This window comes from Streptomyces sp. ALI-76-A (assembly GCF_030287445.1).
Classification (GTDB): Bacteria; Actinomycetota; Actinomycetes; order Streptomycetales; family Streptomycetaceae; genus Streptomyces.
The window spans coordinates 1,233,453-1,247,798 of sequence record NZ_JASVWB010000002.1; the positions used below are offsets into that span (position 1 = coordinate 1,233,453).

Here is a 14,346-nt window from a genome sequence, read left to right on the forward strand (position 1 = left end):
CCGCGCCGGTTGCGTGGCTCCCGAAGAGGCGGGCCAGTGCCGTTTCGTCGTGTCATCTCGCCTTTGGGCAGTGAGGAGATCCGTGGCGCCTCGGCTGATGGTCGACGAACGGGCATTCCCGTCGGCACCCCCGTCTGACCTTGACGACCCTGAAGTGATCGTCGGACACGACTGGGAGGCCTTCGCCGCCGTCTCCCGGATGACCGACCACTGGGCCCGGCAGGGATGGCCCGACGGCGGCCGCGTGTACTACTGGATGCTCACCTTTCCTGATTGCGCCGCTCTGGTCAGCCGGGCACAACAGTGCCAGCATGCACTGGCACATCTGGGCATGGACCCGATCCCGGCCGACGGCCTGCACGTGACGATGGCACGGATCGGCGATACAGCCCACGTCCCGGCCGCCAGGATCCACCACTTGGTGGCTTTGGCCGAACGCCTGGCCCTCAAGTCCTTTTCCGTACTCGCCCATCCTCTCGCAGGGTCACGGGGGGCGGTCCGCTTCACTCTCACGCCCTGGACGCCTCTGGTGCGTCTCCATGCGGAACTCAGTGCCCTTACCCGCCAGGCCGGCGTGCCCGGAGGCATGCCCACGGCAGCCTTCCGGCCTCACCTGGGAATCCAGTACAGCAACCGCGATCAGCTCGCCGCTCCTGTGATCGAGGGTGTTGCGCAGCTGCGTTGCCTTCCGCCCGTGCCTCTCGACATCACCTCTGTGGACCTTGTCGAGCTCTACCGCACGGACCTTCCCGAGCGCTCCTACCAGTGGGAAGTCCTGCACCGCTTTTTCCTCGGCCGGCCGTCCAAGTGATCTTCAGCCCCGGTGGAATGAGCGGTCCCGATGGGTGCGTTGGAGCAGGGGCAGCTGCGGCTTCCGCGAGCGTCATGGAGCTCCCCACTCGGGACGCACACGACGTTCCCCAACCCGCCAACGCCCGTCACTCGCCAGCGAACCTCTCCCCCGATGTGATCAGTGTGAGCCCTCCAGCGTGCCAGTTTGCTTCAAGATCTGCAGCAGCCGGGCGCCACCACGGTCGGTGAGCAGCACACCGGCCTCTCCAGCAACTCCTGCACAGCGTGCTGTTCCACTTGATGCGCTTGCCGCTTCCACCGGCAGCGACCCCGCGGGTTTTGGGCATGGAGGGCTTCGCGCCGCGAACTGGACTACATGGTCGCCGAGTTGCAGCGCCGAGGCCTGCCAGTCCGAACCACCTGGAACGGGCTCCACGCCGCCACCGACAGCGTCCGCCTCACCCGGCCCGCGCACCCCACCCTCGTCACCGCAGTCCAGCGCTACCACCACGGATGCACCGTCCACCCCGAGCGACGCGTGTTCTGCGACTGCGAGCGCAGACGCGCCGAGGGCGCCCGCATCGTCCGCCCCGCCCGACCAGCCGCCGGACCTCCAGCACCCACCAGGAACGAGACCATGAAGACCTGCGACAACACCTCGGTCGGCATCGTCATCACCGATCACCAGGGCCGCTACCTGATGTTCGACCGCGCCACCCTCCCGCCCGGCACGGCATCCGCCGCCGGCCACATCGACAACCACGGGACCGCCGAGGACGCGGGCCGCGCCGAGGTCGAGGAAGAACTCGGCCTCACCGTCACCGGCCTCACCCACGTCACCGGCTGCTGGCGGGACAACCCATGCCGCCGCCTCCCCGGCGCACGCGGCACCGGCCACGACTGGACCATCTACCAGGCCACCGTCACCGACGACCTCACCCCGAGCGCCCGCGAGACGAAGAACGTCCGCTGGATCACTCCCGACGCCCTACAGGAGTTGGCAGACCGGACGGTCGCCTACGCCCAGGGACGCATCACAGACGCCGAGTTCGAGGCTGCGCCCGGCATCGAGCCGGTGTGGATGCAGTGGCTCGCCAACATCGCCGCGATCCACATCAGCCCCGACGACCTGCTTCGGGTGGACCAACTCAGCAGATGATCGCCGCCCCGTCCTCCTGACCCATCGCGGCCGCCGCCCCCGCTCTCTGGGCGCGGCGGCCCGGACGGTGCCCCGCATGCGGGCACACCGTCAAGGAGAACCGGCCTACCCAAAAAAGGTTCCACTGCGTCTCGTGCGGCCACACCGCGCACGCCGACACGGTGGGCGCCCTGAACGTTCTACGGGCCGGGCTGGTCCGTCGCGAAGCCGCACCGGCATAGCCAGAAGCCACCCCGTTCACGGGGCGGAGGAGTCACGAGGGTCATGAACTCAGCGAAGAGCGTCACGCAGGGCCTCCTCCAAGACAGGTAGCCGGTCCAGCAGCATCAGAGCTGCCTCGTGCCGCACCCGCCCGTAGGCCTCAAGTGCGGCGTCGACGATGTGCGGTCGTTCCACTGGTACCGACAGCGGAAAGGCCGAGCAGAGCATGGCTGCACAGCCGACACGAAGCGAGGACAAGAGGTCGTCCGCGGACGCCTTCGGGTTGGCGTCCCGGTAGGCCAAGGTGAGGCCGGTGTATCCGGTGAGCCAGCTGTCCGCACTGTTGTCCAGCACGCTCTTGGGGTCGCAGCCAAGACGGCCAATCTCCCAGGCGAGGTACCCGGGTGTGGGCGGTCGGAAGTCCACGATCGCGGCTACCTCGTTGTTCTTGAACAGAACGTTGGGGCCGGCCATGTCGCCGTGCAGGACCTGGACGGTCAGCTGTGGAAGCGAGGCGAGGGTGCGCTCGACGTCCCCCAAGATGGCTTCTCGCTCACGCGCCGCCTGCAGCGCCCACGTCTCGAATTCCCCGAGCCTGGGCTTGTGCTGGTACGCATGGATCAGGCGCTCGAAGCGGTACCGTGAGGCGGCCACGTCGCATACCGCAGCACCAGGATTCTGGGTGGGTGCGGCGGCGGGGTGAGCGGCGAGCCGGCTGTGGAGGCGGCCCATCGCTGTGCCGACCGCTGCCCACCGTGCACCCGTCAGGCCGCCCTCGGCAGTCTCGGTGTGCGGCACGTACGACCACAGCGACATTGCCAGGCGGCCGTGGGTCTCGAGGAGTTCGTGCTCGCGTGTGCGGGTTGCCCGCGCGGTCGCGACACCTCCGTCGGCGGCGTACTCGGACAGTTCGACCGACGCCCGCTCCAGATCCAAGTGTTCTCGAGTGCGGTAGACCTTGGCGAAGTGCCGCTGGCCCGTTTGATCCGCGATCGCGTAATTGTCCGTCGCGGTGCCCTCCGGGATTCGCGCGATCTCTGCCGGGTGCAGCCCGTACGCGAGCACCAGCGTGTCGGCCACCGCCATGATCTGCTCCCCCTCTGCGGTGCGGCCAGGTGTGTAAGGCGTGGCGACAGGCCTGGTGGCGGGCTGGTGAGATGCGGTGGACATGGTCTCCTCGTCGAAGCGCACGGCGATAGTGGTCAGATGATGAGGCAGGTGGTCGGGTCGATCAGGATGCGGGCACGGACCGTGGCCGTCAGGTGCTCAGCGAGCTGCGGCGGGTGTAGCGGGGCCGCAAGATCGCCGACAGACAACGCTCCGTCAATGCGGCCATCTGCTTTCGCCTCCCTCGTTCGGGTTGTCGCAGTATTCGAGCCCGGCCCGGCACCGCCACCAGCTGCCGGCAGGGGACCGGCAAGGACCGGCTGACCAAGCCGACACCGCGGCCCCTCTGCTGCGCGACTCGGCTGATCGAGGCGATGAACGCGGTAGCCGACACCGGCTTTTCGTGGCAAGAGTGACCAGGCTGGCATCGCACAGGCGGGGCGTAGGGCCGACCGGCGGGTGCCGGCACCAGGTAGGGATGCTCGTCGCATAAAGTGCGGGCGCACGGGTGTCCGCATCGTTCACCAAAAGATGATCTTGAACGCCTTCGTTCTCGTCTCCGCAGGCACCCCTCGGGCCGCACCACCAGGAGGAACCAGTGTCATCCCCGCAAGTGATCACCCCCGCGGAGAAACTCGCCGAGGCGAAGAAGCAGCTGCGTTTCCCGCGTATTGTTGTGATTTGCGGCTCCACTCGTTTCATGGCCGAGATGGCCGAGGCCGATCTGCGGGAGACCAAAGTCGGGAGGATTGTCGTCAAGCCGGGTTGCGACCTGAAGTCGCCGCACGAACTTTGGTCCGATCCTGTCGAGGCCAAGGCGCTGAAGGCCCGACTCGACGAACTGCACCGGTCGAAGATCTTGCTCGCTGATGAGGTGCTCGTAGTCGGTGACTACATCGGAGACAGCACCCGAGCCGAAATCGCATACGCCCGGTCGCTGGGCCGGCCCGTGCGGTTCACCCACCCCGAGGTCGACCCCGACGCCTGACCCGAGGACTCGCCCCGCACCCCGCCGGCACCCCGCTGGAGTTGATCGTCTGGCGGGTCGCGTGGCGATGCGAGCGGGCTCAAGGAGCTGCGGAACGCATCGCGGCCATGATGGCTGCCGCGATGCGCTGCTGGTGGTCCATCAGGTAGAAGTGGCCGCCGTCGTACCTCTCGAGTCCGCGGAAGTCCGTCGTGAGCCTCCGCCAGGCGACGAGTCGGTTCTCACCGATCATCTTGTCGTGCAGGCCCGTGAATGCCGTGAGCGGTACGGGCAGCGGCTCGGGGCTGCGGGGCGGAGTCCAGGTGTCCACGAGTTTGAAGTCGCTGCGGAACAACGGGGCGAACTTGCGCCAGACGTCGTCGTTGCCGAGGAGCTGCGGTGGGCTGCCGTTGCCGCTCCGCAGCCAGGCGCGCAGTTCGTCGTCGGCCATCAGATGAGGGCTGCTGTCGGCGTCGGCGTCGCCTCGCGGGGCGCCGTAGGCAGACACCCCCAGCCAGGTGGGGAGCGGTTCCCCCTGGCGCAGGAGTCGGCGGGTGAGCTGGTAGGCGATCAGTGCGCCCATGCTGTGGCCGAAGAACCCGAAGGGCCGGTCGAGCAACGGTGCGATGGCGGCGTGGAAGTAGTCGACCAGCCGGTCGCAGTCGTCGATCAGCGGCAGGGCCTGCAGGGTGCCTCGGCCGGGGGCCTCCAGGAGGCACAGTTCCCAGTCCTCGGGGAAGTGCTCCGCCCAGCCCCGGTAGAGCAGGTGTGAGCCGCCGGCGTGGTGGAGCAGAAATAGGCGCACCGCTGGGTCCCTCACCGGCCTGGGGCGGATGAGCGGGGAAGTCGGCGGCTCGGGGGTTAGCTGCGAGGTGAGGAAGGCGTGCAGCTCGGCGAGGGTGGTGGCGCCACTGGCGGCCACGGCGTTCTCCGGGACACCGAACGCGCTCTCCATGCGGGTGGAGATCTCCAGCATCAGCAGCGAGTCGATGTCGAGCTCGTGGGCGAAGTGCGCGTCGTCGGTGACCTCCTCGGGCTCGGTCTCCAGTACGCCGGCTATCAGGGTGCGGAGCTCCTCGATGGTCACGCTCGTCGGGGTCATGGGTGTTGTCCTCGTTCCTGCGTGGATGGGCGAAGGGCCGGCGGCGGGGTCAGCAGCAGGGCGGCCGTCGCGTCGTGGCGGGGGCCTCCGGCCGTGGCCAGAACGTTGCCGGTGGCGCCGCCCTCCAGGTAGGCGGCCGCAGCAGCGCACTGCAGGACGCCGAGCGCCCCGGACAGCGGGCCCAGCTGGGATTCCAGGTCGATCCGGCGCGGGCCTGCGAGCAGATGTCCCGCCCCGGCCCCCGCGGCACCCGCCTCGTCCGCGAGCCACAGTCCGACGGGCGCCTCCTCGGTCACGCCGGTGGAGGCCAGCGCCGCGGCGAGGTTCCGGGCCCGTGCGTAGCCGGTGATCGTGGCGCGTGACCGTGCGCCGCGGGAGGCGGCGGCATCCGCAGGTTCCAGTACGACCGCGACCGCCGCGTCGGTGGACTGCTCGCCCAGGACCTTCGTCACCACGTCGTTGGCGGGTTCGACGCCGACGACGACGGCTGCGTCGGCACGCCCGGCCACGATGAGGTTCCGGGCCCAGGCCAGGGCATCCAGACCGCTCGTGACGCCGTTGCAGACGGTGAGGTTGGGGCCGCGCAGACGGTAGCGGATGGCCACCCAGCCGGCGATGACGTTGCTTGACGTCTGGGGCAGGCCCAAGGGGCTGAGGCCCATGACGCCTGCTCGGGCGATGGTGTCGGTGGCTTCGCAGACGCTGTCCGCGTTGCCCAGGTTGGTGCTGACCACGACGGCGGTCGAGCCGGTGAACGTGTCGTCGGCGTCGGTCAGACCGGCGTCGTGGAGGGCGAACTCGGCCGCGCGCAGGGCGAGCCGGGACGCGCGGTCCTTGTGGCGCAGCTCGCGTCCAATCAGTCCGGTGGCCGGGTCGAAGCCGCCCTCACCCGGCAGCGGTCCGAGGAGGTCGCCGTACGTCGCGACACCGGGCAGCGCCAGGCCGATGCCCGTGACGACGACCTCCCGGGCGTTCGGGTTCCTCGTGTGCGTGGTGCTCGTCGCGTTCATCTGGCTGCCTCCACGATCGCGACGGCGTTGATCCCTCCGAAGCCGAACGCGTCGATCTGAGCGATGGCCAGGTCACCGGCGGCTGGGCTGCCCTGCACCAGGCCCAGCCCGGCGGCCTCGGGGATCGGATCTGCCAGGCCCAGGATCGGGGGGACCGTCCCGTTCTTCATGGCGAGCACCGCCATCACGAGGCTGAGCAGTCCCGAGCCGCCCAGGGTGTGTCCGGTCATCGCCTTGATGGCGGTCATCCGCGGACCCGCACCCGCGCCCTGGAATATCTGGCGAAGGACGCTCGCCTCCGTCGTGTCGTTGCGGGGGGTGCCGCTGCCGTGCAGCATCACCAGGTCGATGTCGCTCGCCCGCACCCCTGCTCTGCGGTAGGCGTCCAGCACCGCGCGGGTGATGCCGTGGGGGTCGGGCGCGGTGGCGTGGTGGGCGTCGCAGCCCATGGACACACCGCGCACCCGGGCGTGCACGGGCCCGCTCCCGGTACCGGCGCGCTGGAGGACGACGGCCGCCGCGCCCTCACCCATCAGCATGCCCTTGTGTGTGGCGTCGAAGGGGCGCAGCGCGTCGGGGAGGTCGTTCTGCACCCGGTCGAGCGTGCCGAAGCCGCCCTCGGTAGCGGCGTCGGTGCCCGCGACGACGACCGTGTCGGCCAGGCCGCCCTCGATCATGTCGGTGGCCATGCCGAGCGCGTACAGCGACGCGGAGCAGGCGTTGGCGAAGGTGTACGTGGTGGACGCCCCGAAGGCCGCCTTCAGCGCGGTGCCGAAGTGCAGCTCCTCAAGAGCGACGTCCGCGCCGTCGCGCCACCACAGTTCGAGGCTGCGCTGCTCGCGCATGGTCGTCCCGACCAGCACGGGCACCTGGGCCAGGTCCTCGCCCAGGCCCGCGTCGTCGGCCGCTTGGCGCACGACGGTGGTCAGCCAGCGGGTGGCACGCCGCGGCAGGTCGCCGCCGCCCTCGGGCCGGTCGTCGATCTCGTAGGCGTACGCCGCCCGGTACTTGTCCGGGTCGAACGCCATCAGGGGCCTGCGGCTCTCCCGACCCGTGCACAGCGCGGCGAAGATCTCCCCGGGGGTGGCGCCGACGTTGGCGACGGCCGCCATGCCCGTGATGTCCCAGGTCACGATCGGGCTGCCGCCTTCCTCAGCTCGAAGGCGGCCACCTTGCCGGTCGACGTGGTCGGGAGCTCGTCGAGGAACTCCAGACGGGCGGGGCGCTTGAAGGCGGCGAGCCCGCCACGGATCGCGGCGATCACCGCGCGCCGCACCACGGCCTCGTCGGATCCCGGCCGGGCCACCAGGTACGCCACGGCCTGCTCCAGGCCGTCGGCGTCGCGGCCACCGACCACCACGCAGTCCTGGACCCCGTCGACACCGCGGACGACGCTCTCGATCTCACTCGGCACGACCTTGTAGCCGCCCAGGTTGAGCATGTCATCGGCGCGGCACAGATGGGTGAACGTACCGTCCGGCGCACGGCGCACCACGTCGCCGGTGTAGGCGCCGCCGTCAGCGAAGGTGACCGCCGCGGCCTCCGGCCAGCCGATGTAGCCCAGGGCGACGGTGGGGCCGGCGATGTGCAGCCGGCCCCGCTCCCCGTCGGCGACGGGCGTGCCGTCCGCCGCGCGGACGGTCGCGGTGATCCCGGGCACCGGGACCCCGAAGGTCCCCGGCCGGTCCTCCTTCGGTGGGGTGCCGACGACGATGTAGAGGACCTCGGTCGCGCCGAGGCCGTTGAGCAGCTCGGCCTGGAATGCGGCGCCGATCCGCTCGCTGAGCGGACCGGGCAGGTTCTCGCCCGCCGCCACGCACAGCCGCACGGAGTCGACACTGCCGGGGGCGAGCTCCGTCCCGGAGGCGTTCAGCAGCGCCGCGTACAGCCGTGGAACGGAGAACAGCACGGTGGGCCGGTGGTGCTGCAGCGCGGCGGCGAGGGAGTGTACGTCGACCGTGCCGCGGAGGAGCGCGACGCGGGCGCCGGCCGCCAGGGGGCACAGCACGGAGCTGCCGAAGCCGTAGCCGAAGGACATGCGGGCGCTGGACAGCACGGTGTCATCGGGCGTCAGCGTCAGGACCATGCCGACGCCGTCGGCCATGGCCGCGATCGCGCCCGCCGAGTGCCGCACCCCCTTGGGCATGCCAGTGCTGCCGGAGGTGTACTGCACGAGCGCCTCGCTCCCCGCACTCCACGCGGCGGGGAGCCCGGCCTCCTGCGGGCGGTGCGCGGGGCCGGCCGAGGCCGTCGCCAGAGCAGCGCGGACGTCAGCGCCGGCGAAGCGGGTGGTCGTGGTGAACAACTCCTCCAGGGCGCGCTGGCGCGCGGGAGCTGCGTCCAGGTGCACCATCGCGGCGGCGCAGTCGGCGGCGATGTAGCGGACTTCGTCGTCCGTGAGCACCGGGCTGATCACCACGGGGATGCAGCCGTGCCACCACAGGCCGAGGACGGCGGCCACGGTCGCCACGGAGTCGTCGGCGACCAGGAGGCCGCGGGCGCCTTCGGGTACTCCTGCGGCCCGCAGGGCGCCCGCGTACCCACGGGCTGCCTCCAGGAGGCCCGCGTAGGTGATCGCCCCGGCCTGGGGGTCGAGGTAGCTGGCCCGGTCACCCCGGCCGGCGCCGACATGGCGCGCCACCAGGCGGTCGATCAAGTCGACATCGACACCCTGGCGGCTCCTCGCCCGCTTGCCGAGCACGGCCACCGCGGCGTCTAGGCTGGTGAAGGCTGCCGCTTCCTGCGCGGACAGGGCCCCGAACTCGCGCTCGACCGCGACCAGGACCTCGGTCTTCTCCAAGGAGCTCATGCCGAGTTCCTCGTAGAACTGGGCACCAGGCTCGATGGCTTCCTTGTCCACCTCAAGGACAGACGCCACGATCTCTCGCAGCCTGTCGCGCGCTATGTCGATGTGTTCCACCGGCGGGAGTCCTTTCCGTATCTTCGTAGCCGAGAAGCGGGGTCGGGTTGGACAGAGAGGACGAGCGGGCGACCTGTTCCGGGAACTGCACCGTTCACCGAAACCTGATCCGGGCGAAGATTCGGGAACGGGGTGGGGTGCGGCAGTCCTCAGAGGGTTGGGCTCAGGTGCCCAGGCCCACCTCGCAGGGGAAGGAGACCGACACGCCCTGGGGCTCCTCCGTGAAGATGACCCTCTTGGCAAGCGCGGACATGAAGCCGAGCTCGAAGATCGTGCCGCTTCCGACGCGACCGCCGGGGTTGCATACGACAACAGCGTCGGCTTGTCTGAACGCGTCCATGTGCACGTACTTGTGCCGCCACGTGTCGCGTTCGTTCTTCAGGAGATCCTGGTAGTCGAAGAGGATGAAGTCGGTGCCCGCGGTCTCCGGCTTGATCCTTGTGGACCGCGGGCTCAGCACTACGGTGCCGATCTCGCGCAGACGGGCGATGGTGTCCTCGATGTATCCCAGGGATTGCTGGAAGCTGCCACAGACAACAGCATTCCGGAATTCCCGCCGGATCAGGCCTTCCATCATGTCGTTCGATCCGCACGCGGACATGCCCGTTTCCAGGTAGAACTGCTCCAGCTCAGGCCCGACTATGTTGAAATAGAGACCGGTGTCGACATAGACGCTGTTGACCAGTGCGGACGCATCCGGCTGCAGGAGCTGCTGAAATACCCCGGTGGCATACAATCGCGTTCTCTTGTTGTCAACGACCTCGTTGAACTCCTTGAGCCCGGCGCAGAACTCGCCGACTCTGTCTGCCAGCACCTCGGCGGCGAGGCTGTCTTCGAACGCGAGCCGCTCCCATTTGAGTAGTTTTAACTCGCCGCTCTGGGAGCGGTATACGCTCGCGCGTTCCGAGTCGAAGTGGACCAGGACCCTGCCTTCTATCGCCAATGTACTGTTCTCCTTCTCGTTCCGGCGCGTTGGGAGCCTACGGTCTTCGTCGAATCGGCTGAGAGGTCGGCAAACGTTCCGGAGGAGGCCGCGACTAATCGCCTTGTCCACGGAAGGCGCTGAGGTACTTTTCGGCGAATTCTTCCTCTCTGTCCCGGTTGTATTGAGTGATGAAGCGCGGGTGCTCCAAGGGGACGATCCTTTGGAAGAAACGCTGACCCTCGTTTACCTTCGAGAGGAACGCGAAGTTCTCGCCACTGCCGATGCAGTAGCACACCGTGGTGTCAGTTCCGAATGCCAGCTGGTGTTCCAGGGTGTCCACGAGGAAAGAATGCAGGAGCTCCAGCAGCTTCTTGTTCTCGTAGTAGTTACAGTTGACCTCTTTTCCGTTGGGTTTCGTTCTCACCAGGCCAAGGGGACACACAAAACTCATAACGAAGTCGGCATAGAACTTGTCGCGGCCCCCGTAGCGCCTGATGACGTCGTGCAGAAACCCGGAGGAAGGCCGGTTCACCGCATAGCCGTCGACATCGACTCCCGTTTCGCTTTCGAGGAGCTTGGCGTCTTCGAACGGGACCCCAGTCACGGCCGTGCCGCGGCGGGCGGGCGAGCTCCCCAGTACCAGTCGGCGCGGCTTATCGTCGTCGTAGTACTTGTGGTAGAACGCAGTCGTCACCTCCCGGACACGCTCCTTCTGGGGGCCGCTGAACGGGTTGATGACCGTGAATCCGGGAGGCAGTTCCAGCGTCGTTTCCGCAAGTTCCTCGTTGAACTGCAGGATCCGATGGGCAACAGTCGTTCGCCCGTTCATTGCAGAAGTCCTTCCTTCGCGCTGGTCACTCCGAACAGTCCGGTCGCACCCGGCCGCCTACGATTCGGCCTTCCCGCGGAACTGATGGGACGTCGCGAACGTGGCCGGCTGGAGGGGACGGTGGAAGCGTTAGGCGGTGACAGCGGACAGGTAAATCTCGGTACTTGTTGGGAACATTCGGATATCTTTGAATCCGGCACAGTCGAGCTCTGCGCCAATCAGATTGGCTGTGTCCATCCCGCGATAGAGGTCGACGAATTCAGTGCCGGGGATGATCAGTCCTGGCACGACGCAGCCTCGCTGAGTATACAGAAATCCGTTGGCTACGGAGACGATGATCACCGCGCCGGGTTTCAGTACTCGGTGCGCCTCTGAGGCCGCTGCGGACGTATCGAAGAACGACGAGTTGTACGTTCTCAAAGAGACATACAGATCGTAACTGTTTTCCGGTAGGGCAGACAGGTCTTCGGCGCTGGAGACGACGGTTCTCGACGAGGGAATGCGTCCGTTTATATTCGCAAGGCCACGTTCCGCGATGTCGACAAAGGTGATCTGCGGGCAATCTGAAAACAAAGCTGCTGCCTCGTAGCCGGCTCCGACGCCGACGTTGAGGATGCTGACGGTAGACAGAGACCTTGTGGACGACCTCGTGTAAACCGACATGAAGTCTTCGGTCCACCTCAAGTTGGCGGCACGAGCGTCGTACGCGTAGTCATAGGTGCCGTACTTCGCGTCAAACGCTTCGGACAGCACGTCGTTTACGGCGCGATCAGCTTCTTTGTACCCGATCCCATATCTCTGACAGATCAGCGAAGCGAGCGCTAACCTCCCCCTGTTCGCATTGACATCACTCCTGGAAAGCGCGAACCCCCTCGACTTTAGCCCGGTGGAGACGGCTTCACTGATGCGATGTGTGGAGTAGTGGGGGTTGCACTCGATATTTTGCTCGCTCACTGCGTAGAGGTCTCGGTTCTGCTCGAGGATCTCGCGCTGCAAATCGTCGGGGAAGCGGTGTACATGACCTCGTGCAGTGACGGGATCGTCATCGAGGTAATTCGTCAGCGCGGGGTCTGGCAGACCGATGTAGACCCTGTCGATGCGCACTTCCTTCAAGAGCTCGGCGAGCTCAAACGACCGGTCCGCAGACAGGGTATTGATCGTAAGATATGCGCTGTGTGCGCTGGATGTTCCGATTTCTTGCATCCTGTACCGCAGAGTGCGGTACCAGGACGCGCCGCGCACTTCGCCCTCGAAGGCTGAGCAAATCAACTCGTTGTGTTTAGACACGAGCGCAACGCCGACTCGCCGGCCTGATTGTGGCGCCCTTTGTGCGAGGCTAATGGCGTATTTCATCCAATGGGTACTGTCTGGGCTCATGTGGGCCTCTGTGTCACCTTGCGCGGCACGGGGGGGGTGTCATCGCTCCTCGGGGATGTGGGCAGGCCGACTCGGCTCGGTCCGGGGATTCATGTCACGGACGCCGCATCCCTTGAGCGGAGCTGGCCGAGCTCTACCAGCTCGGCTCGCAGGGCCGCGTACGCGGCGCCGACGAATTCGTAGTCCGGTTCGCTCAGTTCGGTCGTGAAGCCCTGGTAGTTCGCGGCCACCTGTTGTGAACTGGTGAATCCGGTCAGAACGATCGAGTCCGGGCAGCGCTTGAGGCAGTAGTGAAGGGCGACCCGGGCCAGGTCTTGCGGGGTGGATTCGAACCGGTCCCGCAAGGGCTGCAGGCCTCGCTGGACGGCGTCCAGCATCGGCGCGGTGATGCGGGAGCGGACGTCCCCAGAACCGAAGGCCGTGCCCGGAAGGTATTTGCCGGTGAGCAGTCCCTGGCCCAGAGGCTTGTAGATCATGGTTGCGACGCCGTGGCGACGGGCGAAGCTGAAGATGTCCTCGTCCTCTTCGCTGTCGGTGGCCTCGGATTCGGGTGGCTGGCTGAGGGCGTTGAAGGGGGTGGTGATGACCTTGGGACCGAGCTGTTGGACGAGGAAGGCGAACCGAGCCGCGCCTACCTGGTTGTGATCGTCCGAGGTTGCGGTGCCGGCTCCCAGCCGGTTGGGTGCCCGCATTCCGAGCGCCTTGACAATGCCGAGGTCACGCAGGGCCTCCAGGGTCTCCCGCGCCTCCTGGAGGTACTGGTCGCGCGGGCCGAAGTCGGTGTGATGCAGAGTCAGGACGTCTAGCCATTTGACGCCGAGGTTCTCCAGGCTCTGCTCTACCTGTCCGTGCAGGTTGAGGGAGCTGTATGCGTTGACGCCAGTACCCTTGAAGGCCCCGACCGTGCAGGTGATGCGGACGTTTTCGCGCGGCACTTGGGCAAGCATGCGGCCCAGCAACCTCTGGGAGTGGCCGAGACCGTATACGTCCGAGGTGTCGAAGACTGTTGCCCCCTCCGCGCAGGAGCGCAGGAGGGCATCGACCGCGCTGTCGTCGTCCACGGGTGCCCATCCTGCGGCGTGGCCCAGGTTGGTTGCCGGTCCCCCGATAGGCCTGCAACCAACGCCGAGAGGATGCTCGTCCCATCCGGCGACCAGGCGTCGCCGGGGCAAGTGTGAAGCGGTCACGACGGGGCTCGCTCTCATCGCGAAGGACAGGGCGCCGGCTCGGCTCGCCGTAGTGCGGCACAGCAGCGAGGCGTTGAGCCCGGGGAATCTGTAGGAAAGAGGGGCGGAGCGCGGCTCTGGTCAGCCCCGCTCCCACCGTCGCATTTGTCCGAACGGGAAGTCCAGGTGCCCAGCGACTCATACCGGGGGTCATTCCCAAGGAGAGATGACTGCTCTCTCGTGTAATTGGACCCGAATTGCTCAGATTTGGGATTGCGTGCCGTGTGGTCGAAGGCGTATCTGAATGACCCTCGATATGAGCCTCGGTGCGTCTGGCCCGACAGATGACGGGCAGGGCAGGCTGGTGATCAGACCCAAGTGGTCAAGACGCACCGGCAGTTCGAGACATACCGGCGTTGTCAGAGTGGCCGCGTGTCAATAGCACAGAGCACTCTTTCGCCCCTGTTCCCCGTTCACCCCTAGCCGCCGGGACTTCGGACGTCAGGCACCCCGTGGTGACCTGGCCTCACCGCCTGCCTCCGAAGCCCCGGTGTCACTCCCCGAGGACCCCTTCCCCGTGACTGGAGGTACCACCGTGGTTCGGCCGTTGCCGCCGCCGTCCGCCCTCGCCGTCCGACCACCCCTGTAGCCGGTTGCCGGGCGGGGGTGGCCGTTGTTCCCCCGCATCGACCAGCCTGCCCCGGCGACCCTTCTCCCGCGCGTTTCCCTGCAACCGGACCGAGCTCGCGTTCTGCGTCCACGTCCTCTGAGGTCTCTTGATGTCTGATTCT

At 67.3% G+C, this 14,346-nt stretch carries 13 protein-coding genes; 4 read left to right on the forward strand and 9 right to left on the reverse strand.

Features of this window, described 5'->3' with window-relative positions; all coding sequences use genetic code 11:
* The first annotated feature begins 97 nt into the window (after positions 1–97).
* The 3 genes from QQS16_RS06460 to QQS16_RS06470 all read left to right on the forward strand — a co-directional run bounded on the left by QQS16_RS06460 (position 98) and on the right by QQS16_RS06470 (position 2,172).
* Positions 98–811 carry a 2'-5' RNA ligase family protein gene (locus tag QQS16_RS06460; protein ID WP_286060647.1) on the forward strand — a complete coding sequence of 238 codons (714 nt, stop codon included), beginning with the start codon at positions 98–100 and terminating at the stop codon, positions 809–811.
* A 357-nt stretch (positions 812–1,168) separates the two neighbouring features.
* The gene (locus tag QQS16_RS06465) at positions 1,169–1,951 is read left to right on the forward strand and encodes an NUDIX hydrolase (RefSeq protein ID WP_286060648.1); all 783 of its coding nucleotides are present in this window, start codon (positions 1,169–1,171) and stop codon (positions 1,949–1,951) included.
* Positions 1,952–1,974: 23 nt separating this feature from the next.
* A complete protein-coding gene (locus QQS16_RS06470; protein WP_502963889.1) occupies positions 1,975–2,172 on the forward strand; it encodes a zinc ribbon domain-containing protein in 198 nt (65 codons plus the stop codon).
* A gap of 49 nt (positions 2,173–2,221) precedes the next feature.
* Here the strand turns inward: QQS16_RS06470 and QQS16_RS06475 are convergent, their stop codons facing one another.
* Positions 2,222–3,343 (reverse strand): phosphotransferase enzyme family protein, encoded by a 1,122-nt coding sequence (locus tag QQS16_RS06475; RefSeq protein WP_286060649.1) that lies wholly within the window; start codon positions 3,341–3,343, stop codon positions 2,222–2,224.
* A 514-nt stretch (positions 3,344–3,857) separates the two neighbouring features.
* Between QQS16_RS06475 and QQS16_RS06480 the strand changes: the two genes are divergently transcribed.
* Entirely contained in the window at positions 3,858–4,247 is a 390-nt protein-coding gene (locus QQS16_RS06480) for a hypothetical protein (RefSeq protein ID WP_286060650.1), read from the forward strand.
* A 79-nt stretch (positions 4,248–4,326) separates the two neighbouring features.
* Here the strand turns inward: QQS16_RS06480 and QQS16_RS06485 are convergent, their stop codons facing one another.
* The 8 genes from QQS16_RS06485 to QQS16_RS06520 form a co-directional block, all read right to left on the reverse strand.
* Positions 4,327–5,328, reverse strand: coding sequence for an alpha/beta fold hydrolase (locus QQS16_RS06485; protein ID WP_286060651.1), 1,002 nt, complete (start codon positions 5,326–5,328; stop codon positions 4,327–4,329).
* Positions 5,325–6,338 (reverse strand): beta-ketoacyl synthase N-terminal-like domain-containing protein, encoded by a 1,014-nt coding sequence (locus QQS16_RS06490; protein WP_286060652.1) that lies wholly within the window; start codon positions 6,336–6,338, stop codon positions 5,325–5,327. The genes QQS16_RS06485 and QQS16_RS06490 overlap by 4 nt, the downstream gene beginning before the upstream one ends.
* Positions 6,335–7,471, reverse strand: a complete 1,137-nt coding sequence (locus QQS16_RS06495) for a beta-ketoacyl synthase N-terminal-like domain-containing protein (RefSeq protein WP_286060653.1) — start codon at positions 7,469–7,471, stop codon at positions 6,335–6,337. The genes QQS16_RS06490 and QQS16_RS06495 overlap by 4 nt, the downstream gene beginning before the upstream one ends.
* A complete protein-coding gene (locus tag QQS16_RS06500) occupies positions 7,468–9,258 on the reverse strand; it encodes an AMP-binding protein (RefSeq protein ID WP_286060654.1) in 1,791 nt (596 codons plus the stop codon). Before QQS16_RS06500 ends, QQS16_RS06495 begins: the two co-directional genes overlap by 4 nt.
* A 163-nt stretch (positions 9,259–9,421) precedes the next feature.
* Complete coding sequence (locus QQS16_RS06505) at positions 9,422–10,201, reverse strand: nucleoside 2-deoxyribosyltransferase (protein WP_286060655.1); 780 nt, start codon at positions 10,199–10,201, stop codon at positions 9,422–9,424.
* A 94-nt stretch (positions 10,202–10,295) separates the two neighbouring features.
* Complete coding sequence (locus QQS16_RS06510; RefSeq protein WP_286060656.1) at positions 10,296–11,012, reverse strand: uracil-DNA glycosylase family protein; 717 nt, start codon at positions 11,010–11,012, stop codon at positions 10,296–10,298.
* Positions 11,013–11,141: 129 nt separating this feature from the next.
* A complete protein-coding gene (locus QQS16_RS06515) occupies positions 11,142–12,389 on the reverse strand; it encodes a class I SAM-dependent methyltransferase (protein ID WP_286060657.1) in 1,248 nt (415 codons plus the stop codon).
* Between the two features lie 89 nt (positions 12,390–12,478).
* Complete coding sequence (locus tag QQS16_RS06520; protein ID WP_286060658.1) at positions 12,479–13,450, reverse strand: aldo/keto reductase; 972 nt, start codon at positions 13,448–13,450, stop codon at positions 12,479–12,481.
* Positions 13,451–14,346: the final 896 nt, after the last annotated feature.

Coding starts and splice junctions, on each gene's coding strand:
- QQS16_RS06460 (WP_286060647.1), top strand. CDS start 98: ATGGTCGACGAACGGGCATTCCCGTCGGCACCCCCGTCTGACCTTGAC.
- QQS16_RS06465 (WP_286060648.1), top strand. CDS start 1,169: ATGGTCGCCGAGTTGCAGCGCCGAGGCCTGCCAGTCCGAACCACCTGG.
- QQS16_RS06485 (WP_286060651.1), bottom strand. CDS start 5,328: ATGACCCCGACGAGCGTGACCATCGAGGAGCTCCGCACCCTGATAGCC.
- QQS16_RS06490 (WP_286060652.1), bottom strand. CDS start 6,338: ATGAACGCGACGAGCACCACGCACACGAGGAACCCGAACGCCCGGGAG.
- QQS16_RS06510 (WP_286060656.1), bottom strand. CDS start 11,012: ATGAACGGGCGAACGACTGTTGCCCATCGGATCCTGCAGTTCAACGAG.
- QQS16_RS06515 (WP_286060657.1), bottom strand. CDS start 12,389: ATGAGCCCAGACAGTACCCATTGGATGAAATACGCCATTAGCCTCGCA.